Consider the following 24,198-nt stretch of genomic DNA (forward strand, 5'->3'; position numbering starts at 1 on the left):
TTCGATTATTGCACAGCTATTTACACAGTGTTTTGTGCATTAATACGTAGTTATCTGCGATTATTACCGTTCATTTGGGCTTGTGAATAATAGAATGTAAACCGACTCACATTTTTATAAAACATCCCTGGTTGCCACGTGGTTGAATTTTAATTGTGTGACAAACTTCTCATTAATAAACGGAATGACTCTTTTGAGGTGTATGTATACGCTGGCGATTACCGTTTTTCCGCGAGTAAAATCATTCGTTGTAGTACTGAAAATATTAGTAATACTTTTAAATGTTTTAATAAACTTATTAAAATATAATACACACTCTTTCAAATTGCGCCTTGATATATTTTATATATTGCAGGGGTGTTTTTTGGGCAGATATTCATGATTATCACTTGCTGGAAAAAGACCTTAAAGAAACATGTCAGCACCCGGTTTTTAGTCAAATATTCAGTGCCGATAATTATAGAATGACCGATATTATTCCTGGAGCACAGGCCGCAATTGCACTTTTAAATCATCAATGGTAAGCAATTAAATATTGAAAGCTTAAAATGATTTTTAATTTTGGTAAGTCCTGCTTTTTCGCCGCTTGTATCACAGCAGGCTTAAGGTTTGGGATAAGAATAAATTGTGCCCCATTTAGGCCGTTTTATACAGGGGGCAAAAGGGTATGAGAGCCAAGTATTCAACATGTTGAATACTTGGCTCTCATATGGCGGACATAATATCCGGCTAAATCCGTCAGGCAGTATATCTGGTTAAGAGAGGGCCAGGAGCTGCGGCGGAATTATAAACTTTCACGTACATCCATCGCTAAATCGAAGGAGTACAGTCTGGCGTCATTATCGAAGATTTGACCATTCACCATAATTTCGTCTGCTTGCGTTTCGCGTAGTAATGAAATCAAGCCGTGACGGACTTTCGCTTTATCCCCCACCAGTGACAGGCCCAGCGCTTTATCGACCCCGTACTTTTCACCGCCACTCCAGATTGCATCCATACTTTCAACCGGAGGCGGCAGGAGCCCGATTTCACCGCGACGCAGTCTGACAAAGGCTTGTTGCATAGAGGTAAACAGGAATTCAGCATCACGGTTACTGTCGGCGACCACGATATTAATGCATACCATGGCATAAGGTTTGGACAGGCGCTCTGATGGCACAAACTGGGTGCGATAAAGTTGCAATGCCTGGAACAGCATATCCGGCGCAAAGTGTGAGGCAAAAGTGAACGGCAAACCTAACTGGGCGGCAAGCTGCGCGCTGTAGAGGCTGGAGCCAAGCAACCAGACCGGAACGTGGGTTGCGTATCCCGGAACCGGACGAACCGCCGGGTTGCTCTCTCTGGCATCAAACCATGACACCAGTTCCAGAACATCCCGAGGGAAGTTATCAACATCACCACTCATATGCCGACGCAGTGCCTGCATAGTGCGCTGATCGCTGCCTGGCGCTCTGCCTAATCCTAAATCAATTCGACCAGGATAGAGCGTTTCAAGCGTACCAAACTGCTCTGCTATTACCAGTGGAGAGTGATTCGGGAGCATCACGCCACCCGATCCGAGTCGTAGCGTTGTGGTATTTGCGGCGAGATAGCCTATCAAGACTGAGGTTGCCGCGCTGGCGATTCCGACCATATTATGGTGTTCAGCCAGCCAGTAGCGATGATATTGCCGTTTCTCTGCCAGACGGGCCAAATCCAGGGAGCGACGAAATGCCTCACTGACATTCAGACCTTCGGGGACAGGGGCTAAGTCCAGTACAGAAAAAGGAATGTTAAGAGATTCAGACATAGCGGCTCACTTTTTTATGAACAGGGTTTGCTGGAGTCTCTTTAGTATTGCTTAAATAAGATCCTTTTTAAGTAACATTGTGAGCTATCCCCGCTATCTGGTTGAATCGCATAGATATCTATACCCGTCATACTTCAAGTTCAAGTTGCCAGGAGGTGCATGCGAGAGGCGAGCCGAATCACAGAGCTTATCTATGTTCATCGACGCGCCTCACTTCGCGCCTACAAGCAACTCGAATTATTTGGGTATATGCGATTCAACCCTTTCATTCAGCGCTTTGAGGGGGGGCAATCAGTGACAGCCCGGCAACACGTCGCCAGTATCCGTTACAGTCGCGAGATCCTGCCAGAGGAAGAGGGGCCTGACCTTGTTCATTGGCACGAAAAGCGTTAAGAATATCGAGTGTCCCCAGTCCCATCGGAGAGAGGCGAACCAAGTCAACCAACCCCTTCATCGAAGCCAGTTCATTTCCCAGGTTATAGACATAACCGCTCATGGTCTGGATACCATTAAGCACGAAGACCTGTTGTTGCTCTTGTGAAAGCACATCTCGACCATTGGGATAAGCAATACAGCAAGTTTCACATTCGTCTTTGGAGCGGTTTTCAGAGCGAGCGGTAAAACAGCGTGCTGACCAGGCAAGAGGAAGATGGCCATAACTCAAGACCTCCACTTCAAACTGGCGGCGAATACCTAACTCTTCACATTGCAGGAGTAAGTTTTCCAGCCAGTCCCGGGAGAGTTCTACAGGCATACACCAGCGAACCATACCTTGCTTATGTAACAGACGGAGCGTGACGGCGTTGTAACAGTTGAGTGCGTGTCCGGCGACAAAGGGTAGCTTTTGTTCAGCGGCAAGATTGACGGCACCAAAATCATTGGCCTCAATCATAAACTCGCCATTATCGATATAGCGCTTAACTTCTCTGAGTTCAGAAGGTGCCTGAATCAATGCAAGAGTAGAAAGCACGACTTGTTTACCGCTACTCGCGATCATTTTAGCCATATCAAACCAGTCATCAGCTTTGGTTGCGCGGCGTTTACTGCATACCGCTTCTCCAAGATAGATAACATCAGCATGGCTTTTTATCGCTGCCTGATAAAATTTTTCCAGCTGCTCGGTGGGCCAATAGTAAAGTACCGGACCTAAAGAATATTTCATGGGGCTCCCTACTGCCATTTACGATGATAAGCGCCAAGCGTGGTTTGTGCCCCTTCAGACATGGCACCCAGAGTATCCATCCAGCTCTGTTGTACTTGATAAGTTGTTGGGTCAGCGAGGCAACGATCGATAGCCTGACGCCAGACATGGGCAACTTGTGTCACATAAGCCGGGCTACGCTGACGCCCTTCGATTTTAACGGAAACAATACCCGCAGCTTGAAGCTCTGGAAGGAGCGCCAGAGTATTGAGACTGGTCGGCTCTTCAAGGGCGTGATAACGCTTATCCCCCACCAGATAACGCCCCTTACATAACGTGGGATAACCGGCATTTTCGTTCGGCTGATAACGGTCTATCAGCACATCATTCAGTCGTGACTCCAGGCCTTCAGGAGTTTGCTGCCAGCGAACAAAACGTGCAGGTGAACAGGCTCCGACGGTATTGGGTGACTCTCCGGTCAGGTAAGAAGAGAGATAGCAGCGGCCTTCGGCCATAATACATAAGCTACCAAAGGCGAAGACTTCCAGCGGTACGGGGGTCACTCGGGCGAGCTGTTTTACCTGATGAATAGACAGCACACGGGGAAGGACCACGCGAGCGACATCAAAATGACGATGATAAAAACGAATCGCTGCTTCATTGGTGGCAGAAGCCTGTACCGAGACATGGCGTTCAATATGCGGATAACGCTCGCTGGCATATTCCAGCATTGCGATATCTGCCAGGATCAGCGCATCAGCGCCTAACTGGGCCGCCATATCCACCGCGTTTTGCCAGCGTGTATAACCATCTGGGTGCGCAAAGGTATTAATGGCGATATGTAATTTTCGCTGATGCTGGTGGGTATAGCTCACCGCCTCCTGTAGTTTCTTTTCCGTGAAGTTAAGCCCGGCAAAGTGGCGGGCATTGGTATCATCCTTGAGGCCTATATAAACGGCATCGGCACCGTTATCGATGGCCGCTTTTAGCGCAGGAAGATTTCCGGCAGGGCAAAGTAACTCCATATTTTATCCTGACTCTGAAGGCATAGCACCACTGCGGCGCTGTGCCGCGCCTGGTGCGCAGAAAATAGCTGATAAGTCGGGATTTTAGTGAACCTGTCGATAAGATATTTTGATTTGAGGCAGTTTAAAGCGCATTGTCTGATCGGGGGAATGCAAAAAACAATCTCAGACTACTCGTGTAATTGTTGATATAACGCGCTATCGAGAATACGGGTTATGGCAAAATAGCCACAACATTCTGTCCAGGTTAAAACATATGTTAAACAAACTGCATGCCCGATTAGTTAAAACAGGTCCCGCTCTTTTACGTACCCCAGTAAAGTTGATACCTTTTGCTTTAAAGCAGCAGGTGCTTGAACAGGTTCTGGGCTGGCAATTTCGCCAGGCATTAGAAGATGGGGAGCTGGATTTTTTAGAAGGGCGCTGGCTGAGTATTGAGGTTCCTGATATCGGCTTACAGTGGTTTACTTCAGTAGAAGAGAATAAACTGATTGTGCGTAAGTCTGCACAGGCTGATGTCACCTTTAAAGCTGATGCTAATTATCTGCTGCTGATAGCGGCGCGTAAGCAAGATCCCGATACCCTGTTTTTTCAGCGTCATTTAATGATTGAAGGTGATACGGAACTTGGGTTATATGTTAAGAATCTAATGGATGCTATTGAACTGGATGCCATGCCAAAACCATTACGCATTGCATTGTTCCAACTGGCAGACTTCGTTGAAACGGGCTTGAAATATCATCCTGTTCCGGACAGTAACTCAATAGGTGAACCATGTTAATTCGTGTAGAGATCCCCATAGATGCGCCTGGTATCGATGCACTTTTGCGTCGTAGTTTTGATGATGGAAGTGAAGCTGAGCTGGTCAGAAAACTGCGGGAAGATGGGCTGTTAACGCTGGGGTTAGTTGCCACGGACGATGAAGGCTTGGTGGTTGGTTATGTTGCTTTTAGCCCCGTTACGGTAGCCGATGAAGACCGTCAGTGGGTTGGATTAGCCCCGCTTGCTGTTGATGCCAGGTTGCGTGGTCAGGGAATCGCTAAACAGCTCGTCTACGAAGGACTGGATTCACTGAATGAATTTGGTTATGGCGCAGTGGTGACACTGGGAGATGCCGGCATGTATCAGCATTTCGGTTTTCAGCCCGCCAGCCGTCATAACCTGCACTGCCGCTGGCCGGGGACTGAAACTGCATTCCAGGTCTACCCTCTGGCAGATGATGCATTAAAGAATGTGCAGGGTCTGGTCGAGTATGCAGAACATTTTAACCACCTGTAATCATTACAGTGAAGGCCTGTAATCAGGCCTTCACTGCTTTCAGGCGAGAGGTAATCAACAGAAATGTTTGAAGTAACTGACTGATGTTATGCCCCAACGGCCTCATTCAGTAAAGTGAGGTATCGTGACGCTGAGATATTCCTGCCAGTGACCACACAGACCGTTTTGCGTCCCTCCAGCATTTTTCCATAACGCACCGCTGCCGCAATAGCGAGTGCGCCAGAAGGTTCGACAACCTGCCGTTGGAAATTAAGCATTGAATGCATTGCTGTTTTGATTTCTGCTTCCGAGACCGTGAGGACGCGGTCAACGCGATCCCGAATCAGTGGCCAGGTCATGGTGCCTGACTCAATATAACCGCTGACACCCTCAGCAATCGAGGGTTGCAATGCTACAGGTACAGTATCGCCGCTCTCTTTCCATCGTGCGAAGGTTGGACTGGCTTCACTTTGTATTCCCCAGATCTCCACTGTAGGGTTAATCGCTTTAACGGCCGTTGCAATGCCTGAAATAAGTCCGCCTCCACCGATATTGACCAAAATAACTTCAGCTTCCAGCCAGTCTTCCATAATTTCGAGTCCTGCCGTACCGCCACCTGCAATCATCTGTGGATTATCATAGGCTGACACGAAGGTTATACCTGCTTGCTGCGCAGTGATAATGGCGGCTTGCCGGGCTTCCTCGATATCAGCAAAAAAACTGAGCTGTGCGCCGCAGGCTTTCATAGCTGAAACTTTCATTGGGTCTGCTGAATGGGGTAAAAAAATAGTGACTGGAATATGGGCCACCTGTCCGGCAAAAGCCAGACCTAAGCCATGATTCCCGGCGGTCGGTGCGATAACACCTGCATGTTTTTGCTGTGTATTAAGACTGGCAATGACGTTTGCGGCACCGCGCAGTTTAAAGCTTCCAGTAAGCTGAAGACTTTCCATTTTAAGGCGGACTTCAGTTCCTGCAAGCGCAGATAACCCTTGGGAGTATTCCAGAGGAGTCCGGCATATGGTGGTTTTTATTTTCTGAGCTGCCCGATAAATGTCTTTTAAAGTGACGCTGTCTGTTGCCCTGATATCTTGCTCTGTCATAGTATATCGCCAGTAAACTAAATATGAAAAATACTATATAGGTGTTTGGCTATATGAACAAGCGGACGATAGAAATTACTGATATGCTTAAGGCTCTGAGTAATGAACAGCGATTTGTTATTGTGGGCTGGTTGGCCGATCCGCGCGCGCATTTCCCAGAACAGCAAGATGGGGATTTGGTTGACGATGGAGTCTGTGTCGGATTTATTACTGAGAAGACAGGTCTGAGTCAGCCTACAGTGACCGGCCATCTTAGCGTTCTCTCTAAAGCGGGAATCGTTACCTCAAAACGCATAAAAAACTGGGTGTTCTATAAGCTTGTTCCAGAGCAGCTGAATGAGATTATTGGAGCATTATCAGAATGTATAGCGCGGGTTTCACATCGCTCTTAGCCGAGTTGTTTAACTCTGAATGTTTGTTATCAGTTCTTCCAGACTCCTTTCCTGATTTACCAGACGTTCTTTTTGAGTTTTGCTGAGTTGTTTGATTTTGTACTCAATGCGCAGCGCTTGTGAGTGGTTACCAACCTGCTGGCTGAATACCAACTGCAGTGCTCCCCGCCCACGTAATGCTTTAGCCCCCTTTCCAGACTGATGTTCTGCAAAGCGGCGCTGTACATCTGTTGTGATGCCGGTATAGAGCCGGTTGTCTTGACCACGAATTAAATAAAGATACCAGGATGTCATAGTCTGTGTACATAATCGATGAGTGGCCCAGCCTATTATTGTAAGGTCTTATCATGGAATCACTCAATAGCATCGGAAAATGGCTCAAAAAACAGCATGTACTGACTTACTGTGCAGGGGCTGCGGAGTCACTCTGGTGTGCGAATGCCTTTTATATTTTTGATGAAGACGAAGTGGCCTTCTATTTTCTGAGTGACACCACCACTCGTCATGGACAAGCTATCGGTCAGCGTGCGTTAACGGCGGGTACTGTCAACGGTCAGCCAAAAACAGTCGCTTTGATCCGTGGTGTACAGTTTCGTGGTGAGATCCGGCTGCTCAGTGAAACTGAAGCTGCCAGTCATCGGGCGCGTTACAATAAGCGTTTTCCTGTCGCCAGAGCAATGCCTTCTCCTGTGTGGGTCATTCGGTTGGATGAACTGAAGATGACAGATAACACTCTGGGATTTGGTAAAAAATTACATTGGGTCAGGAAATGATGATACATCATTGATCCCCTTGCTTAGTTATTAACGAACAAGCAAGGGGGTGCTGGTTTGTTATCTGTTAACCAAGGAACTTATGAGATAAATAGTAATAATTCCTCGGGCTGCCCAAGGTATGAATTGCTTCATGTATCATAGTATATGACATGATATTTGTGGCATTGCTGGCCTATTATCTTGCGCTGTTTTCTCTGGGTTAATGCTCATTTCTGAAGCCTCATTAAAAGTTCTTAAATGAATAAATATTCGATCTAATGGATCATGTGGGAGAGTAACCCCTACAACCGATACTCCTCCTTTAGTGAGGGTTTTTGTAACAGGCATTGCTTTAGCTGGCATAATCACCCTCTAGTTTTAGTCTGGCGCAAACTGAGCCAACTCTCTAACTATTACACTGATGGTATCAGGATTATTGAGGAAAATAATAGAACGATAATAAGGGTCATTGCGGAAAATATTTAGCAGGTTACTTGCTTTAACAAGGCTGGAGATAGAAAATTTATTATAAAGAGGATGATTCAGAAAAAAGAGTCTGGATAAATATTCAATATTCATGTTTTCCGTATATTCCCAGGCAATTGATTCCTCGATCTCTGCAATCGATGTGGATATTTCACTAATATGTCCATCTTCACTGATCGGTAAATATACATAATCCTCAGTCTTACCTAGGGCATGAACGGCTTCATGGAGCATAGTATCTGAAATCATATTTATATAAGAAAGTCGGGACGTTTCTGAAAAATCATTCATCATTGCGGTGTTAATGTAAATTCTATCTAATGGGTCATGAGCAAGATTAAATCCGAGAGTTGCTTTTCCTTTATCCGAAAGTACTTCTGTAGCGATATTTTTTTGTCTTACTTTCGATATTATCATGATGCTTTCTTTATGTTTTTCATCAAATATCATTTTCATCATTTCTAATTGTTTTTCTAAATTGACAAAAAATTTCTCGCGCGCCTTGTTATCTGATATCTTTAAGGCATGAGTGATGTAGTTATTCACACTTCTACTGGAATGTTTCATGGTAATTATGGCCTCGTTAATATTATAAATAGTTTTTTTAAACGCTTGATCACAGATATCTTTAATTACAAAAGGAACATTGGAGTTCACAATATCTTTCAAACTATTAATTTTAAGGCTATTAATTAAAGTGGCTGAAGGATGTAATAACATGTTAATAGATGCTTTTATCGCTTGGTCAATTTTTTCAGGTGCTGTTATTATTTTCTTTCCTGTACGATTAAAAAGTTCATCCAGGCTGGACAGATCGTTCAGGAAAGACATCTTACTATGTATTTTCTCAAGTTCCCAGGCCGTCACCTCTGGATGAATTTGATCCCCACCCTGCCATTCCAGATGTAATGAAAACTCTTTTCTTTTGATATCAAGTATATATTCCTGAGCCTCTTCAGGTGTGCAAATGACTATTTTTTTTGTATCAAAGTCTTTTACAATACTGATATTAGAAATAACAACATTACGATTAATCTGTTGCCTTGAATCCTTGCCGTGAAGAGTGAAAACAACAGGTACTATATATGAGGAGGTATCGGAGGGAGGACTTGCATGAAGGTAAATATTATCTACCCCTGTATAATAATACAAACTATTTCTATCTCCTCTCCTTGCTCTGTATATGCCACGAAAACCAGCGTACGGTTCAAGTTGCTCAGTGGGATTATCTATTGTTATACCTTCATCAATATGATTATTTACAAGATAATTTACCACGCTGGTTTCAAAATATGGAGCGGTGCATGTTGATAATGGTTGTCTTCTGACTATACAATCTTCTTTTTTCTCTTTTAATCCCTGCCATTTTCCTCTTGATTTTGGTATTTTGAAATAAACTGTACTCTGTGCATTCTTATATGCCAAAATGTTATTTTTGTCATTTATATCTCCAATTGTATATGTCCCATCATTATTTGAATATATATGTATAAACATATTGTCATAGTAAAAGTAATCGTTTCCACTATTAGAGATAGCACCTTCTATGTGAGGTGAGGGCAGGAAATCAACATCAACAATATCTCTCTGAGTCATTATATTACGATCATTAGATAAAAACTCATCACTTTTAACATGTCTTATTATTGAGTTATCGAGGAAAAAATTATCATCTTGATTCATACCGGGTATTTTACTAAGAGGTTCTTTATGGAAACAGCAGAGCTCATCAAAGAATGATTCTTTTATATGATATTGGTTGTCAACCATCTGTAATGCAAGTGTACTATGAGGGCTTTCAATATAATAACTGGTATCTTGATATTTTTTTATTAGGAAGTACTCATTATTAATCTTCAAATAATTATTGAGGTTTTTATCAAATTTCAGTCCGCTATCAGGAGAAAAAGGAGAAACATCTTGATGATTAATGTATTTACTTATCAGGGCATTTTTTATATTTTTGTTGTTCTTTATAAATGACTGTAATTGCATACTTGACGAATATGAGCTGGGGGCTTCTAAAACCCACCCATTTTCCCCTCGAGCAACTGGGAGACTGATCTTATTTTTAGTGGTATATATAAATACAGTATCGATTAATGATATTTCATTAATTGGCTGGAAATTATCACCAATTAATGCATAGATATCATTGTTATATTTTATAATAATATTTTCACCATAATATTCTGGTGCGCTATTCTTATAAAAAAAGATATTCTCGTGGTCCTTCCAAACTTCTGTCGCTCTTTGAATTGTTTTTCGTATGTAATTGTTTGATTCTATCTGACTGTCAACATACCATTTTTTTTGATGGTCATAAAAAATGAATCCCTTACCGACGGGATCGTAAAGGTGGTTGAGATCTCTTTGTACTTTTATTATGTTTCCATCACGATCGGTAATTACAAGATCATCGTTTTGGTAACTCAGTGACTCTGTAATCTCTTTTATTTCTTTATCGTCAATGTTTTTCGATATACGCTCAATGTCTTGAATAAGAATAGAGGAAACCATATCTTTTGCCAAACCAAGCAGTTCTGCAGAGATATTAAGTATAGTATCCGCATTACCTTTTTTTCCCTCTATATGGTCAGCATACAGTTCAAGAAGACCAGCAATGAATCTGGTGGCGAAGCGTAGTCTGTCTAACTTGCGTGCTATTTTATTCTCAGAGAGAAAAGAGAGAAATGTCTCAATAACTGACTCTATTTTTTTCGATGTTTCATAAAACTGAGTATTGTCCAAACATCCCTGACCAAAAAAATTATACTGAATAATAACTCGCCCCTCATTAAATAAAGTAGAGAGAGGATTGTATATTGTCTGACTGATTATGCGGGCTATTCTTGAATTTGTTAAATTTTCTCTTTCATGATAACAATCGAGAGTACTAACCTTTTGGACTTCCTCGAGGTTTTCCGTATTATTTGAACCAGAGATAATAGTATGGTTTATTTTCGGAGTAAGTCGGTATTCATAAAGATTATGAGTTCTGTTTTTGATCGTTTTTTCATTATCAGAAGAAATAACTGGCAGGGCAATATGAGTATCTTTTGGTATTGGTATTATTGAATGAGTGGTGGTAACAGGGGCTGTCGTGGATGATAAATATTTCTTCCGATCAATATTCCTAATCTCAGACTGTGTCGGCTCTCTCATTTTTACTTCAAACCAATCAGGGGGGAGGCACATACAAGAGATTTCAGCTAGCTTTAATACCATATACGATGGGAGTTCGTGGCAATTATTTCTGGTAGTTCTTTCACGATGCCTTGTTTGACACATTTTATTAAAAGAATCGGTCAGGCAAATTTCTGGTTGTTTTGTTGTGTAAATATATAACCCAGCAAGTTTTGTTTTTTTCTTATCATTGACAGAAGGGCAAGGGCGAATGTTGTTTACTTGTTGTGGTGTCACTACTTTAATATTGAGCCAGTCAGGAGGAGGGCACAAACAATATATATCGCGTATCTTTAATACCATCTGTTTTGGAATGTCATGGCAATTTCTTTTAACCATTCTTTCATTATGGACTCTTTGGCAGTTTTTATGAAATGCATCTGTCAGACAAATCTCTGATTGTTTTATTGTATAAATATAGGATGACTTAAGTGCTTGTATTTTCTGTTTACTATTTACAGGCGGGCACGGAAAGGTTTTGTTTATATTCTTTTTGTATAAAATTTGGCGATCAGAGACAGCTGATTTGATCATGATATTTATTCTTCTTCTACGGGGCAAGAAAATATCCTGTGTTTCAGATATGTTATAGTATGGACTAATTGAGGAGTGGGTATTAAGGGGGGGATAAAGGTTATAGGGTGATAGTGACATTGATGACAGTCCATCTCTATTCGTCATCTCTGGAAGATCGTCATTGCGTTGTTCACGGCTTGTACGTTGAAGATAATAGATACTCCCAGTAGTGATTGCACTGGTTAGCAATATACCGCCTAAAACTATCCCTGTTTTGGTTGTTAATGAAAGGGAGGGAGGGATAACGTCTGGTTTATCATTAAGTAAACGTTGAAGATTATCTGACTGCTCGGAAAGTATTCTGCCTTGCGACAGAACACTGTTAAGTTCATTATCGACCGGCGTCAGAGTATTTGTTTTTTCTAATAATATGCACTTTAATTTTTTAAAAAAAGTACCCATTATCTTTAGTGGTGATGAAGGAGTATTTATCTCCGTTAATGAAATATGTGAGTTCTCAATGAATGATACATTATGCATAAAACCATTATTTTTACTGGTATTGTTAGATGGTGAGGTATGAGCTGTCATTCCATTTAAACGCGATTCGGTTGAAGCTTGTGTAAAGCTAGCATGCATGATTCATCATCCTTTATTAATATTTAATTAATTAAAGATGATTTTATTTGTAAATCTATCATGAAACGCTTTTCTGTTTTATTATAAAATAAATAGAGGTTTAATAGGGGTGTTAATCACATTACATATAGAACTATTTAATGATAACTGGAGTTTTTTGATTTGGCAGGGGAATATCACGTGCTTATTTTAAAAGCTACTGCCCTGGTTTTTAATCTGACACTATAATATTGTATATATCTGAACTAGTTATTGTCAGGTCATTAGTGAAATTATCAACAGAGAGATACCCAGCTTGAAAATTGAGACTACAAATTGCCCAGGAAGTTTTTTATCGCTAAGAGGGGGTAAGATAAACGCGTTTTTTTAGTACAATAGCATTTTTTCAATTGATAATACATTTCCAGGGAAATCATCACCATTGAAATGATGACTTGGTGGTGTCATATTTAGCGTTGTTTTATTTACATTTGATTCTCGAAAGGTTGGCGATGACTCAGTAATTATGGTTAGCTCTTTATCATGTGATTGATTGTTCGATGAAGAGATAATTAATAACAGACTGAGCTTTAAGAATATCAATAAACATTTCTTGCAGTTATTTTAAAATGCGGTTGAATGCGTTAGATATTTATTGATTTTATTATTAATAATGTCTTTTTTTTTATTGAATGCTAATGCGGGAGGAAGTTTTCTCGTTGGATAATGATTTTCTGAAATATTTTAGAGTCTGTTTTTAATATCTGTTTCCCGAGAGTACCCTTGTTAAATTAATGGGGCGCCACTTTTCTTTCGCTGCGCCCCGACACCCGCCAGAGATTACACTTTGGGCTATCAGCCAGACCTGCGTGCCCATAGCCCAATTGAATCACCGCATAGCGATAACGTTGATTATTTACTCATATCACTCAGCAGTATTGCAATGCCTTTACCGGCTTCTGTCTGCTCCAGAGCAATTTTGACCGCAATCGTCAAGGGAACGGAAAGCAACATACCGACAGGTCCGAGTAACCAGCCCCAAAAGATTAATGATAAAAAAACCACTAGCGTCGAAAGCCCCAGTCCTCGGCCCATCACGCGGGGTTCAATAATATTACCTATCGCCAGGTTAATCAGTAAATATCCAGCAACTACCAGTAAGGTTTCATAGAATCCATTAAAGACTATTACTTGGATAATCGGTGGAATAGCGGCGATAATGGATCCGATATTGGGAATATAGTTCAGGGCAAAAGCCAGTAATCCCCAAATAAATGAGAAGCGAATACCCAGCGCAGCAAGCATTCCCCAGACCACTAATCCAGTAACGATGCTGATTGCAGTTTTTAGAACCAAATAGTGGCTGACACTGTCCAGTGCCCGCTGAATCGCCCCCATCCCTTCCTCAGGATCTGACATTAACTGCTGTAACTTACGTGGTAGCTGAGGGACTTCAATCAGCATAAAAACTACCGTTAACAGGAGCAGAAAAATGGAGCTCATCGCATTAGAGAGTTGACTGAGCATACTGGTGACTAAGGTCATTAATGCATTAGGATCAACGTATTTTATCAGCTCATCAATCGAAACGGTGATACCGGCACGCTGTAACCAAGGCTCCAGGGTCTGGAGTGGTACCATTAGTGAAGAGCGATATTGCGGCAGTGTTCGTGCCAGTTCATTCAGTGAGGTTCCCAGTGAAGCCAGTAACAACAACATAGTACAAATAATGACAGCGATAACCAGACTAATGGCTATCACTCTCGGTACTCGCAGGCGTTCAAAACGACGGATCAGAGGATTGAGAATAACGGCAATAAACAGCGCCAGAATAAACGGAACGATTATTTCAGCCGCTGCTTTAATACCCACTAAAATGATGACTAACATTCCCAGCATAACCACTGCCTTCATCGCATGACGAGTGGTGATTGACTTCGCCATCTGAGCTCTCCTCCTGAGTGATAGAGATAAATATCATCGGGTAATTATGCAGGTTTAACGCTGAGAGACAAAGGCAGAGAGCAATATTAAAGTGAGGCGCTCGGGGATGCGTGATGCTTATAAGAGAAAATAAATCATACAGAAAATATTAGTGCATAGTATTTTAGCGCAAGTAATGAATGACTTGATTGCTGCTGCCGCGCCAGATAAGCATCGGGTCATGCATTGCCTGAACAAATTTACCATCAACCAGAACATTAATTAGCGCAACAACCTCATGCTGTGCCGCAGTTAATTCTTCAAGTCGATATCCAGTCCACAGCCAGATATCTTTACCCGGACATTTCGCCCGTACCCGCTTAACCAGCTTATAAATATCAGTAATATTTTCTGGATGCAGAGGATCGCCACCTGACAGTGACAGCCCCTGCCGCCGAATACGGGGGTCATTTAAGTCTGCAATGACCTGGTCTTCCATTTCCTGGGTAAATAACTGACCAGAATTAACTCGCCAGGTACTTTTGTTATAGCACCCCGGGCACGCATGCACGCATCCGGAAACGAATAGCGTACAGCGTGTACCGGGCCCGTTAACGACATCAACAGGATAGTACTGGTGGAAATTCATTTCTTAGCCCAATTGTCCGTTATCCAGATGCTTAATACGACGTTTAACTTCTTCCTGCTTCCCGGCATTAAACGGACGCGCATCCGGGCTCCCCAGATAACCACACACTCGGCGGGTGACTGAAACCCTTGCGGAATCATGGTTACCGCATTTTGGACAGGTAAAGCCTTTGCTGGTACAGGTAAATTCGCCCGTAAATCCACAGTCATAGCACTCATCAATCGGCGTATTGGTGCCGTAGTAGGGAACGTGGCGATAGCTGTAATCCCAGACATCTTCCAGGGCCCGTACATTATGCTGAAGATTAGGGTACTCGCCGTAGCAGATAAAACCGCCATTCGCTAAAGCTGGATAAGGTGCCTCAAAGTCGATTTTGTCGTAGGGATTGACCTTTTTCTCGACGTCGAGGTGGAAACTATTGGTGTAGTAGCCTTTATCCGTTACACCCGGAACAATGCCAAACTCAGCGGTATCCAGACGACAGAAGCGGTCACAGAGGTTTTCACTCGGAGTGCTATACAGACTAAAACCATAGCCGGTTTCTTGCTTCCATTGCTCGGTGGCCTCACGCAGACGACTAATGATAGCGATCGCTTTTTCACGTAATGTTTGACTGTCATAGACATGCTGGTTGCCGAATAACGCATTGATAGTTTCATGCAGCCCGATGTAGCCGAGTGAGATCGAGGCTCGACCATTTTTAAATATATCCGCGACCTCATCGTCAGCATTCAGGCGCACACCACAGGCACCTTCCATATACAGAATTGGCGCAACGCGGGCTTTGACACCTTCCAGGCGGGCGATACGAGTCATCAATGCTTTGCGGGCCAGAATCAGACGTTCATCCAGTAAGACCCAGAAGCGTGCTTCATCTCCCCGAGCTTCAAGTGCAATGCGCGGCAGGTTGAGACTGATAACACCAAGATTATTGCGACCTTCATGTACCTGCTCACCGTCTTGTTCATAAACACCCAAGAAGCTGCGACATCCCATTGGGGTTTTAAAGGAGCCGGTGACTTTAACAACCTGTTCGTAATTAAGGATATCCGGATACATGCGTTTAGAAGCACATTCCAGTGCCAGCTGTTTAATATCGTAATTCACATCATCCGCTTTATGGTTTACACCATCGCGGATAGCAAACACCAGTTTTGGGAACACGGCTGTTTTATGATTTTTGCCAAGGCCGGCAATGCGGTTCTGCAAAATAGATTGTTGAATCAGGCGTGACTGCCAGCTGGTGCCTAGCCCAAAACCAAAGGTTACAAAGGGGGTCTGGCCATTGGCTGTGTGCAGGGTGTTAACTTCATATTCCAGCGACTGAAAAGCGTCATAACACTCTTTTTCAGTACGGGTATGCGCATAGGCATCGGCGTCAGGGATCTGCCACTCTTCAGCTATCTGACGATGTTTATTAAAACTTTCAGTGACAAACGGCGCCAGTACTTCATCAATACGGTTGATAGTGGTGCCACCATAAATATGACTGGCGACCTGGGCGATGATTTGTGCTGTAACGGCGGTGGCGGTAGAAATTGACTTCGGTGGCTCAATTTCCGCATTACCCATCTTAAATCCATGAGTCAGCATACCTTTAAGGTCAATCAGCATGCAGTTAAACATCGGGAAGAAGGGAGAATAATCGAGGTCATGATAGTGAATATCCCCGCGCTCATGCGCCTGCACTACATCACGTGGCAGCAGATATTGTCTGGCATAATGGCGAGACACAATACCTGCGAGAAGATCGCGCTGTGTCGGGATAACTTTACTGTCTTTATTCGCATTTTCATTCAGCAAGCTGGCATTGGTCTGCTCAACCAGCCCGCGTATTTCTTGATTCAACCGCCCACGTTTTTCACGTTCAATATCCCGGTCATGGCGATATTCAATATAGGCGCGAGCCAGTTGCTTATAGCGACCCGCCATGAGCTGATTTTCTACAGCAGTTTGAATCTTACTGATATCAACCTGCAGACTGCCAGCCATTTGCTGACTCACCGTATCGGCAACCGCAGCACAGTATTCTGGATCATCCACTCCCGCTGCAAGCGCGGCACGTAAGATAGCATCCCTGATTCGCTCAGGGCTGAAAGGCACCTTACATCCGTCTCTTTTCATTACATGCGGTGTCATGATTACTCCTGGTTTAGGGCAAAAAATTATCGGTGTATCCGGGCTGTTGCTGCTGAAAACAGCGGGTTACGCGTCTGTTCTGGTAGCAAATATGCGATATTTCTCAGATGAACATATAGACTTATTGTTTGAATGGTTACTACATATAGTCATCACGCCAATAATAATTCCTATATGTAGTGTTTTCATCAAACATGTTTGCTGTTTTATTGATGTAGGACAAAGTAAATCTGTGAGGGTAGAGATGATGGGCATGGCTTGAAAAAAAATATCAGTCTGAATGATATTGTTCGTCTAAATAATCAACCAAGGCACCTGTTCGGGGGAGAAAGAGTACCGCCGATATATTCGGATTAATCTTCTGTCTGGTCTGGAGAATATTTCTTGGCAATATGTATCTTTTTTTATCTTGTGTATAGAAAGTTGCAGGTAAAACGATGTTTAGTCATTTTTTGTCAGTTTTTTGCATAAAATAACTCGTTACTTTTTCTTACGCCCTTCATAATACCGAGTACTATTTAAATGCAGCAAAACAGTGTTGTTGCTGAATAGAATTTTTATTTTCTAACTATAAATCAATTTCATATGTTGTGCTTTGGTTAATGAATTGCACTAATAAACTAATGGATAGTGTTATGAATAAAAAAGTTGTTTTTTGTTCTGTACTCATGTCAGCCGCGTTGATGAGCGGATGTGCTACAGAATCTTCCCGTACCGTAGAAGCACAAAAAGTCGCTTCTTACAGTACACCTTATCAGGGAGTTCGCAGTCCAATTTCCATCGGAAAATTTGAAAACCGTTCTAACTACATGAACGGTATTTTTTCTGATGGTGTTGACCGCTTAGGTAATCAATCCAAAACCATTCTTGTTGGCCATCTCCAACAGAGCGGCCGATTTAATGTGCTGGATCGTACCAATATGGAAGAGCTAAAAGCGGAAGCCGGTATTAAAGGGCAAACGCAAACGTTGAAAGGTGCTAGCTATGTTATTACCGGCGATGTGACCGAATTTGGTCGCAAAGAAGTGGGTGACCATCAGTTGTGGGGCATCCTGGGTCGCGGTAAAACACAGGTTGCTTACGCAAAAACCACGTTGAATGTGGTGAACGTACAAACATCTGAAGTGGTGTATTCCGTACAGGGTGCGGGCGAGTACACTTTATCTAACCGAGAAATAATCGGCTTCGGCGGCACGGCTGGCTATGACTCGACGCTGAATGGTAAAGTCCTGGACCTGTCCATTCGTGAAGCGGTCAATAATCTGGTTGCAGGAATTGAAAGTGGTGCCTGGCGTCCAGCTAACTAATGGAATAGGGATATAACAATGTTTTCTTATAAGAAAGTTGCTTTGCTACTGGCTGCGTCAGTATTGGCTGGCTGTGCGTCTGAGCCAAAAACCATTTACAGTTGGGATAAGTACCAACCAGCGCTTTATGACTATTATCAACAGGATAAGGTCAGTAAAGAGCAGCAGATCCTTTCTCTGAATGAATCGATAGAAAAAGCAAAAGCCGCAAATAAACCCGTACCACCGGGGCTCTATGCTCAACTTGGATTGCTGTACGCCAATACTGGCCGTGATAGTGAAGCTCGCCAACAGTTTGAAACTGAAAAAGCGAAATTCCCTGAATCAGCACCTTTCATGGACTTCCTGTTGAGTAAAAATAAAGGGAATATTAAATGAATCGTTTCTTAGGATTATGTAGTCTGCTTTTTGTGCTTGTGCTGACTGGTTGTGCAAAACCCGAACCTTATGACTACTCGGCATTTAAACAGAGCAAGCCGAGGTCCATTCTGGTATTGCCTCCGGTTAACCATTCTCCTGATGTAAAAGCAAGCTATAGTATGCTTTCACAGGTCACCTACCCGCTGGCTGAATCGGGCTATTACGTACTGCCCGTTGCGGTAGTGGATGAAACGTTCAAACAGAATGGTCTGTCTACCGCATCGGATATTCATGCGTTGAGTACGGCTAAGTTACACCAAATCTTTGGTGCTGATGCTGTGTTGTATCTGGATGTGAAAGAATACGGTACGTCATATATCGTGATTAGCAGCGAAACCCGCGTTTCTGCAGATGCCCGTTTGGTTGATCTGCGTACTGGAAAATTACTGTGGAGCGGAAGCGCAACGGCATCCAGCAGCGAGCAGCAAAGCGCCAATGGTGGCATTATCGGTATTCTGGTGCAGGCGGCAGTGAACCAGATTGCTGACACGATCTCTGACAAGGGCCACGATATTGCTGGCGTGACCAGTGCGCGTCTGCTGGCGGCGGGGCATCCACGCGGTATGCTGTACGGACCTCGTTCACTGCAATACGGTAAAGAAACCTACTAAATTTCCAGAAGTTTGTCGTTGAAGGGATATTTAGGTTTGATAAAGCACTTTACGATCAACTCGTTGGTGCTTTCTTTTCGTAAGAACGCGAGTTTCGACGTTTTCCATAACAGATTCAGTTTATCAGTAATGTCTTTCGTCGTGTCTTGACCGCCTACATGCAACTGAGATACCAGGATATTTAACTCTGTAAGAAAGCTTATTTGTATCGGGATCTATCCCGCTTCTATAGGTGGCTTAATACGAACTTGAGGATATCCCCCTTGGTAGCCAAGAGGGAGAGTCGTGACGATGTCTTGTCTGGTGCACAGCTCATTCAGGACGTAGAGAATGTCAATTTTGTAACCAGTAGACAGCCTCAAACGGACGTAAACTCAGTCTTCCGGGTCTGGCTGCCGCATCCGGATAGTTATTCATTACCACTTCCCAGTCACCAGAGAAACTCGCATCATCCCAGGATTGTGACTGTGAGCTGAGGTTGGCAGCCACCACCAATGTTTGTCCATTCCACTGACGGCGATAACACCACAGAGACGGATGCTGCGGCAGGAGGTCGTGATAATCCCCATGAGTGAATATCGCTTGTGTTTTGCGCAGGGTAATCAGTCGTTGGTAGGTATAAAATACCGAATCAGGATCGGCAAGGGCAGTGGCAGCGTTAATTTCCGGATAGTTATGGCTGACATCAATCCACGGTGTGCCTGTGGTGAATCCGGCATGTTCACTGTTATCCCACTGCATCGGAGTGCGGCTATTATCCCGTGATTTACTGGCGAGAATAGCCAGCAGCTCTTCAGTCGAATCGCCAGCGGCCCGACGTTCAGCAAAGATATTCAAGCTCTCGACATCGCGGTACTCTTCGATACGGCTAAAATGCGGATTAGTCATTCCCAGTTCTTCGCCTTGGTAGATATAAGGCGTTCCTTGCATACCGTGTAACACCATTGCCAGCATTTTCGCTGAAGTGACACGCAGCTCATCCTCATCTCCGAAACGAGAAACAATGCGTGGCTGATCGTGGTTACACCAGAACAGGGCGTTCCAGGCGACATTGTGCATGCCTTGCTGCCAGTAGCTGAACAAGGATTTCAGCGCCACATAGTCGGGTTTAGCCAGTGTCCATTTCTCACCACCCGGATAGTCCACTTTCAGATGGTGGAAGTTAAAGGTCATCGACAGTTCCTGGCCACTCAAGGCACCATACTGCTGACAGTTTTCGAGCGTTGTCGAGGACATTTCACCGACAGTCATCAAGCCCCGTGGGGTAAAAACATCGCGACTGAATTCTTGCAAAAACTCATGAATGCGCGGGCCATCGGTATAAAAGCGACGGCCATCTCCGCCATCAGTATCATTTGGGAAATGCGTATCTTTCGACACCAGGTTAATAACATCCAGGCGCAATCCATCCACACCACGATCGGCCCAGAACTCACACACTTTTTTAAGTTCGCTGCGAACCCGTTCGTTTTCCCAGTTCAGATCGGCCTGTTTAGGGTCAAAAAGGTGCAAATAGTACTGACCGCTTTCCGCATGCCAGTTCCAGGCGTTGCCACCAAATTTAGACTGCCAGTTATTGGGTAAAGCATCTGGTGTGCCGTCACGCCAGATGTAGAACTGACGATAAGGACTATGTAAATCCTGCGCGGATTTAAACCAGTTATGTTCAGTTGAGGTATGGTTGAACACCATATCAAGAATCAGACGGATACCACGTTTATGGGCTTCTGCTACCAGAGTATCGAAGTCATCCATATTGCCGTACGCGGGATCGATAGCGCAGTAATCAGCGACATCGTAGCCATTATCTATCTGGGGTGAAAGGTAGAACGGAGTCAGCCAGATAGCATCAACACCTAACTTTTTCAGGTAATCAAGACGTTTGATGACGCCTTGAAGATCGCCAGTACCACGACCGGTGGTGTCCTGAAAACTCTTGGGATAGATTTGATAAATGACGCCTTGCTGCCACCAAGGGGAAGTGTTGTTCATAACGGATTCCTGCAAATAATAGGAGGAGGCAGGGATCCTGCCTCCAGATAAAGAAATTACGCGATATCGAGGGTGCCTGAACGAGCTTTACGCTTATAAACGATACAGGTGAGGATGACAGGTACCACTACCGCGATAACAATCGCCACTGCATAAATAGCCCAGAAACGTGGCTGGATAGAGAGGATGCCAGGCAGACCACCGACCCCGATTCCGTTAGCCAGTACGCCATTTAAACCACAGAGCAAGCCAGCAATACCGGATCCCACCATCGCGCATAACATCGGGAAACGGTATTTCAGGTTAATACCGTACATCGCCGGTTCAGTTACGCCAAGATAGGCTGAAATAGCGGCCGGAACAGAAATCTCACGTTCATTTTTCTTACGGCTACAGATAATGATACCGACAACAGCAGAGGCCTGAGCGATATTGGAAAGTGCTATCAGTGGCCAGACAGGGGTGCCGCCCATGCTTTGTACCATCTGTAAATCCACTGCCAGCGTGGTTTGGTGGACGCCAGTAATAACCAGAGGAGCATAGAGGAAACCAAACAGTGCGGCGCCGACTGGAGCAAAGCTACCGGTCATCAGACTGCGTACCAGGAAGGCAACTCCGTCACCAATCATACGACCAAATGGACCGATAATGGCGTGTGCCAGGAAGACGGCAATGATCAGGGAGCAAACAGGAACGATGACCAGATATAAGTAATCCGGTACGATACGTTTAAAGAATCTCTCAATGTAGGCTAAAGCGATACCAGCCAGTAATGCTGGGATAACTTGCGCCTGATAACCCACTTTTTCAATTGCAAACAGGCCAAAGTTCCAGACTTCCGGAATTTTGCTGCCAATCTCATAGGCATTCATCAATTGCGGAGAAACCAGGGTAATACCCAGCACAATGCCCAGAATCGGTGTTCCGCCGAGTTTACGTACCGTAGACCAGCAGATACCCACCGGAAGATAGAAGAAAATCGCTTCGCCAATTAGCCACAGGAAGCTGTTTAGTCCATCCAGTGAGGGATACATCTGTACCAGAGTCTGACCATTGCTCATCGGTAAATCACCGATGACATTGCGGAAGCCGAGGATCAAACCACCACTGATCAACGCTGGCAGCAAGGGGAAGAAGATCTCAGCGAAGTGGGAGATCATCTGCTCGTACCATTTCATATTCTGGCGTGCTGCTGCTTTTACTTGCTCTTTGTCCTCTGAGCTATGACCCGTGGTTGCCAGCAATGCCTTGTAATAGTCATCGACGTCAGTACCAATAACGACCTGAAACTGACCGGCATTGGTAAAGCAGCCTTTCACCATCGAAAGGTTTTCAATTTCTTTTGGGCGGGCATTTTCAGGCTGGTTAAGTACAAAACGCAGTCGGGTAATACAATGTGTTACGGAGGCGATATTGTCGCGACCACCGACTAACTCGATCAGTCTATCGATATCTTGCTGTTTGACTTTGCTCATATCAGAATCTCTGGGTAAGAAACATACATTAAGCTTAGCGGATGATTTAATTTTCATGAAAGGGAACGTTCCCAATTTCCAGCGGAGATCACATTAAAGGGATCTTTTCGCTTACTGGAGTTGGCTTGGGATCACTATTTGCTGTAATGCTTGCTGCTCGGATATTTGGGCTATTAGCTGTAATGCCGCCTGACTGCCCGCTTTGCTGTAACCCGGATCGACGGTAATAATCTCTGGATGCAGAAACGACATCAGGGGAGTGTTACCTACGCTGGCGAGCTGGATATTATTGTGATTGTGCTGTTGTAAATATTTACTCGCGCCTAAAGCCAGAGTATCAGTCGCACAAACCAACGCTGTGGTTTCAGTAGTGAGGGCTTCGGCGGCATGTTCATAGCCTTGCTTCATCGCAAGCCCGGGGAGCGTAGCATGAGGTTCTAGCTGGTATTGCTGGCAGAAGCCCAGATAGGCCTGGTGACGGCGATAACCTGTCGTGATATCTGTATGAGGAACGCCGAGAAAACTAATATAGCGATGACCACGTTCATATAATGCTGACATCAGAAGCTGGATAGCGCCTTCATCGTCATAGCAAACGGAGGCAAAGCCTGGTGCATCACGTGCGATTAATACCAGCGATGAACGCCAGGGTTCTAACATCTTTTCCGTTACCCCGGTAAAACCAAATAAGATCACGCCATCAATGTGGCGTCGCTGCAAGATCCCCAAATGTTCTGCCACTTTATCCGCCGAAAACTGGCTTTCCATCATAATCGGGTCATAGCCCTGGGCATAGAAGTGGGGCAGCATGGTTTGTACTGCCAGGTTTTCAGACAGGGAATCAAGGCGAGTAACGATGATAGCGACCACTTTATCGCTCTGCCCACGCATGGCGCGTGCTGAACGAGAAGGCATAAAATTATGCTGTTGCAACACTGCTTCAATACGTTCCCGGGTCTCAGCGTTGACACCGCTTTCATTATTAAGGACACGTGAGACTGTCGACTTACCAAAGCCGCTCAGACGAGCAATATCTTTAATTGTAAGGCGGTTTTTCATGGTCATTTTCTCTCGTATTTCATCAGGTTTTATGGTCAAAAACATTTATGCTCACCGCTAAAGCAGTAATGTTGCTGCTTGCACGCACAGAAAGCTGATGAGTAGCAATAGCCTATGCCATTCGGGACACAGAGTAAAAGCTCTCATAGCATGAATTGTGAGTATGGCATCCTGAAGATAATGAAAACCTGAGGTACGAGAGGGGTGGGATTTATAATGAAGTCATTCCACTGCAAGCAAGGCAATGGGGAATCGCACAGAGTTTGAAAATATTTTTATCAATGTGGGTTTACGCGATCTGATTTTCGCTTCTGAACCTGAAAATCTCAGCCAAGCTGATATTCTGGCTGTATAA

Annotated in this window: 19 protein-coding genes; 7 read left to right on the plus strand and 12 right to left on the minus strand. The window is 44.1% G+C overall.

Annotated features, from left to right (window positions below):
* Positions 1 to 784: 784 nt before the first annotated feature.
* From Q1A40_RS12290 to Q1A40_RS12300, 3 genes are all read right to left on the minus strand, one after another.
* The gene (locus Q1A40_RS12290) at positions 785 to 1,789 is read right to left on the minus strand and encodes a luciferase-like monooxygenase (protein ID WP_300000469.1); all 1,005 of its coding nucleotides are present in this window, start codon (positions 1,787 to 1,789) and stop codon (positions 785 to 787) included.
* Positions 1,790 to 2,054: 265 nt separating this feature from the next.
* Positions 2,055 to 2,969 carry a U32 family peptidase gene (locus Q1A40_RS12295; protein ID WP_300000470.1) on the minus strand — a complete coding sequence of 305 codons (915 nt, stop codon included), beginning with the start codon at positions 2,967 to 2,969 and terminating at the stop codon, positions 2,055 to 2,057.
* Positions 2,960 to 3,955, minus strand: coding sequence for a peptidase U32 family protein (locus Q1A40_RS12300; RefSeq protein ID WP_300000472.1), 996 nt, complete (start codon positions 3,953 to 3,955; stop codon positions 2,960 to 2,962). The genes Q1A40_RS12295 and Q1A40_RS12300 overlap by 10 nt, the downstream gene beginning before the upstream one ends.
* Positions 3,956 to 4,211: 256 nt before the next feature.
* On the opposite strand from Q1A40_RS12300, the gene Q1A40_RS12305 reads away from it, so the two are divergent.
* Positions 4,212 to 4,736 carry an SCP2 domain-containing protein gene (locus tag Q1A40_RS12305; RefSeq protein ID WP_300000474.1) on the plus strand — a complete coding sequence of 175 codons (525 nt, stop codon included), beginning with the start codon at positions 4,212 to 4,214 and terminating at the stop codon, positions 4,734 to 4,736.
* Complete coding sequence (locus Q1A40_RS12310) at positions 4,730 to 5,233, plus strand: GNAT family N-acetyltransferase (RefSeq protein ID WP_300000476.1); 504 nt, start codon at positions 4,730 to 4,732, stop codon at positions 5,231 to 5,233. The genes Q1A40_RS12305 and Q1A40_RS12310 overlap by 7 nt, the downstream gene beginning before the upstream one ends.
* A gap of 86 nt (positions 5,234 to 5,319) precedes the next feature.
* Here the strand turns inward: Q1A40_RS12310 and Q1A40_RS12315 are convergent, their stop codons facing one another.
* Positions 5,320 to 6,315, minus strand: coding sequence for a threonine/serine dehydratase (locus tag Q1A40_RS12315; RefSeq protein WP_300000478.1), 996 nt, complete (start codon positions 6,313 to 6,315; stop codon positions 5,320 to 5,322).
* 53 nt (positions 6,316 to 6,368) lie between these two features.
* On the opposite strand from Q1A40_RS12315, the gene Q1A40_RS12320 reads away from it, so the two are divergent.
* Positions 6,369 to 6,707, plus strand: a complete 339-nt coding sequence (locus tag Q1A40_RS12320; RefSeq protein ID WP_300000480.1) for a helix-turn-helix transcriptional regulator — start codon at positions 6,369 to 6,371, stop codon at positions 6,705 to 6,707.
* A gap of 9 nt (positions 6,708 to 6,716) precedes the next feature.
* On the opposite strand, the gene Q1A40_RS12325 is transcribed toward Q1A40_RS12320, so the two are convergent.
* The gene (locus Q1A40_RS12325) at positions 6,717 to 7,001 is read right to left on the minus strand and encodes a GIY-YIG nuclease family protein (protein ID WP_300000482.1); all 285 of its coding nucleotides are present in this window, start codon (positions 6,999 to 7,001) and stop codon (positions 6,717 to 6,719) included.
* 53 nt (positions 7,002 to 7,054) lie between these two features.
* On the opposite strand from Q1A40_RS12325, the gene Q1A40_RS12330 reads away from it, so the two are divergent.
* On the plus strand, positions 7,055 to 7,480 hold the full coding sequence (locus Q1A40_RS12330) for a YhbP family protein (protein WP_300000484.1): 426 nt from the start codon (positions 7,055 to 7,057) through the stop codon (positions 7,478 to 7,480).
* A gap of 360 nt (positions 7,481 to 7,840) precedes the next feature.
* On the opposite strand, the gene Q1A40_RS12335 is transcribed toward Q1A40_RS12330, so the two are convergent.
* The 4 genes from Q1A40_RS12335 to nrdD all read right to left on the minus strand — a co-directional run bounded on the left by Q1A40_RS12335 (position 7,841) and on the right by nrdD (position 16,979).
* Entirely contained in the window at positions 7,841 to 12,289 is a 4,449-nt protein-coding gene (locus tag Q1A40_RS12335; RefSeq protein ID WP_300000486.1) for a hypothetical protein, read from the minus strand.
* A gap of 891 nt (positions 12,290 to 13,180) precedes the next feature.
* On the minus strand, positions 13,181 to 14,212 hold the full coding sequence (locus tag Q1A40_RS12340) for an AI-2E family transporter (protein WP_300000488.1): 1,032 nt from the start codon (positions 14,210 to 14,212) through the stop codon (positions 13,181 to 13,183).
* 163 nt (positions 14,213 to 14,375) lie between these two features.
* Entirely contained in the window at positions 14,376 to 14,840 is a 465-nt protein-coding gene (nrdG, locus tag Q1A40_RS12345) for an anaerobic ribonucleoside-triphosphate reductase-activating protein (protein ID WP_300000489.1), read from the minus strand.
* Positions 14,841 to 14,843: 3 nt separating this feature from the next.
* On the minus strand, positions 14,844 to 16,979 hold the full coding sequence (gene nrdD, locus Q1A40_RS12350; protein WP_300000490.1) for an anaerobic ribonucleoside-triphosphate reductase: 2,136 nt from the start codon (positions 16,977 to 16,979) through the stop codon (positions 14,844 to 14,846).
* 635 nt (positions 16,980 to 17,614) lie between these two features.
* Between nrdD and Q1A40_RS12355 the strand changes: the two genes are divergently transcribed.
* Genes Q1A40_RS12355 through Q1A40_RS12365 form a run of 3 tightly spaced genes read left to right on the plus strand, consistent with a single transcriptional unit; the run spans position 17,615 to position 19,317 of the window.
* A complete protein-coding gene (locus tag Q1A40_RS12355) occupies positions 17,615 to 18,286 on the plus strand; it encodes a CsgG/HfaB family protein (protein WP_300000491.1) in 672 nt (223 codons plus the stop codon).
* Positions 18,287 to 18,304: 18 nt separating this feature from the next.
* Positions 18,305 to 18,664, plus strand: a complete 360-nt coding sequence (locus tag Q1A40_RS12360) for a DUF4810 domain-containing protein (protein ID WP_300000492.1) — start codon at positions 18,305 to 18,307, stop codon at positions 18,662 to 18,664.
* The gene (locus Q1A40_RS12365) at positions 18,661 to 19,317 is read left to right on the plus strand and encodes a DUF799 domain-containing protein (protein WP_300000494.1); all 657 of its coding nucleotides are present in this window, start codon (positions 18,661 to 18,663) and stop codon (positions 19,315 to 19,317) included. The genes Q1A40_RS12360 and Q1A40_RS12365 overlap by 4 nt, the downstream gene beginning before the upstream one ends.
* A gap of 333 nt (positions 19,318 to 19,650) precedes the next feature.
* On the opposite strand, the gene treC is transcribed toward Q1A40_RS12365, so the two are convergent.
* From treC to treR, 3 genes are all read right to left on the minus strand, one after another.
* Positions 19,651 to 21,309 (minus strand): alpha,alpha-phosphotrehalase, encoded by a 1,659-nt coding sequence (gene treC / locus Q1A40_RS12370; protein ID WP_300000496.1) that lies wholly within the window; start codon positions 21,307 to 21,309, stop codon positions 19,651 to 19,653.
* Positions 21,310 to 21,365: 56 nt separating this feature from the next.
* On the minus strand, positions 21,366 to 22,784 hold the full coding sequence (treB, locus tag Q1A40_RS12375) for a PTS trehalose transporter subunit IIBC (RefSeq protein ID WP_300000498.1): 1,419 nt from the start codon (positions 22,782 to 22,784) through the stop codon (positions 21,366 to 21,368).
* A gap of 111 nt (positions 22,785 to 22,895) precedes the next feature.
* On the minus strand, positions 22,896 to 23,843 hold the full coding sequence (treR, locus tag Q1A40_RS12380; RefSeq protein ID WP_300000499.1) for a trehalose operon repressor TreR: 948 nt from the start codon (positions 23,841 to 23,843) through the stop codon (positions 22,896 to 22,898).
* Positions 23,844 to 24,198: the final 355 nt, after the last annotated feature.

It is taken from the genome of uncultured Cedecea sp., from assembly GCF_947498825.1.
Lineage (GTDB): Bacteria > Pseudomonadota > Gammaproteobacteria > Enterobacterales > Enterobacteriaceae > JGM124.

Coding starts and splice junctions, on each gene's coding strand:
- Q1A40_RS12290 (WP_300000469.1), bottom strand. CDS start 1,789: ATGTCTGAATCTCTTAACATTCCTTTTTCTGTACTGGACTTAGCCCCT.
- Q1A40_RS12295 (WP_300000470.1), bottom strand. CDS start 2,969: ATGGCAGTAGGGAGCCCCATGAAATATTCTTTAGGTCCGGTACTTTAC.
- Q1A40_RS12300 (WP_300000472.1), bottom strand. CDS start 3,955: ATGGAGTTACTTTGCCCTGCCGGAAATCTTCCTGCGCTAAAAGCGGCC.
- Q1A40_RS12305 (WP_300000474.1), top strand. CDS start 4,212: ATGTTAAACAAACTGCATGCCCGATTAGTTAAAACAGGTCCCGCTCTT.
- Q1A40_RS12310 (WP_300000476.1), top strand. CDS start 4,730: ATGTTAATTCGTGTAGAGATCCCCATAGATGCGCCTGGTATCGATGCA.
- Q1A40_RS12315 (WP_300000478.1), bottom strand. CDS start 6,315: ATGACAGAGCAAGATATCAGGGCAACAGACAGCGTCACTTTAAAAGAC.
- Q1A40_RS12320 (WP_300000480.1), top strand. CDS start 6,369: ATGAACAAGCGGACGATAGAAATTACTGATATGCTTAAGGCTCTGAGT.
- Q1A40_RS12325 (WP_300000482.1), bottom strand. CDS start 7,001: ATGACATCCTGGTATCTTTATTTAATTCGTGGTCAAGACAACCGGCTC.
- Q1A40_RS12330 (WP_300000484.1), top strand. CDS start 7,055: ATGGAATCACTCAATAGCATCGGAAAATGGCTCAAAAAACAGCATGTA.
- Q1A40_RS12335 (WP_300000486.1), bottom strand. CDS start 12,289: ATGCATGCTAGCTTTACACAAGCTTCAACCGAATCGCGTTTAAATGGA.
- Q1A40_RS12340 (WP_300000488.1), bottom strand. CDS start 14,212: ATGGCGAAGTCAATCACCACTCGTCATGCGATGAAGGCAGTGGTTATG.
- nrdG (WP_300000489.1), bottom strand. CDS start 14,840: ATGAATTTCCACCAGTACTATCCTGTTGATGTCGTTAACGGGCCCGGT.
- nrdD (WP_300000490.1), bottom strand. CDS start 16,979: ATGACACCGCATGTAATGAAAAGAGACGGATGTAAGGTGCCTTTCAGC.
- Q1A40_RS12355 (WP_300000491.1), top strand. CDS start 17,615: ATGAATAAAAAAGTTGTTTTTTGTTCTGTACTCATGTCAGCCGCGTTG.
- Q1A40_RS12360 (WP_300000492.1), top strand. CDS start 18,305: ATGTTTTCTTATAAGAAAGTTGCTTTGCTACTGGCTGCGTCAGTATTG.
- Q1A40_RS12365 (WP_300000494.1), top strand. CDS start 18,661: ATGAATCGTTTCTTAGGATTATGTAGTCTGCTTTTTGTGCTTGTGCTG.
- treC (WP_300000496.1), bottom strand. CDS start 21,309: ATGAACAACACTTCCCCTTGGTGGCAGCAAGGCGTCATTTATCAAATC.
- treB (WP_300000498.1), bottom strand. CDS start 22,784: ATGAGCAAAGTCAAACAGCAAGATATCGATAGACTGATCGAGTTAGTC.
- treR (WP_300000499.1), bottom strand. CDS start 23,843: ATGAAAAACCGCCTTACAATTAAAGATATTGCTCGTCTGAGCGGCTTT.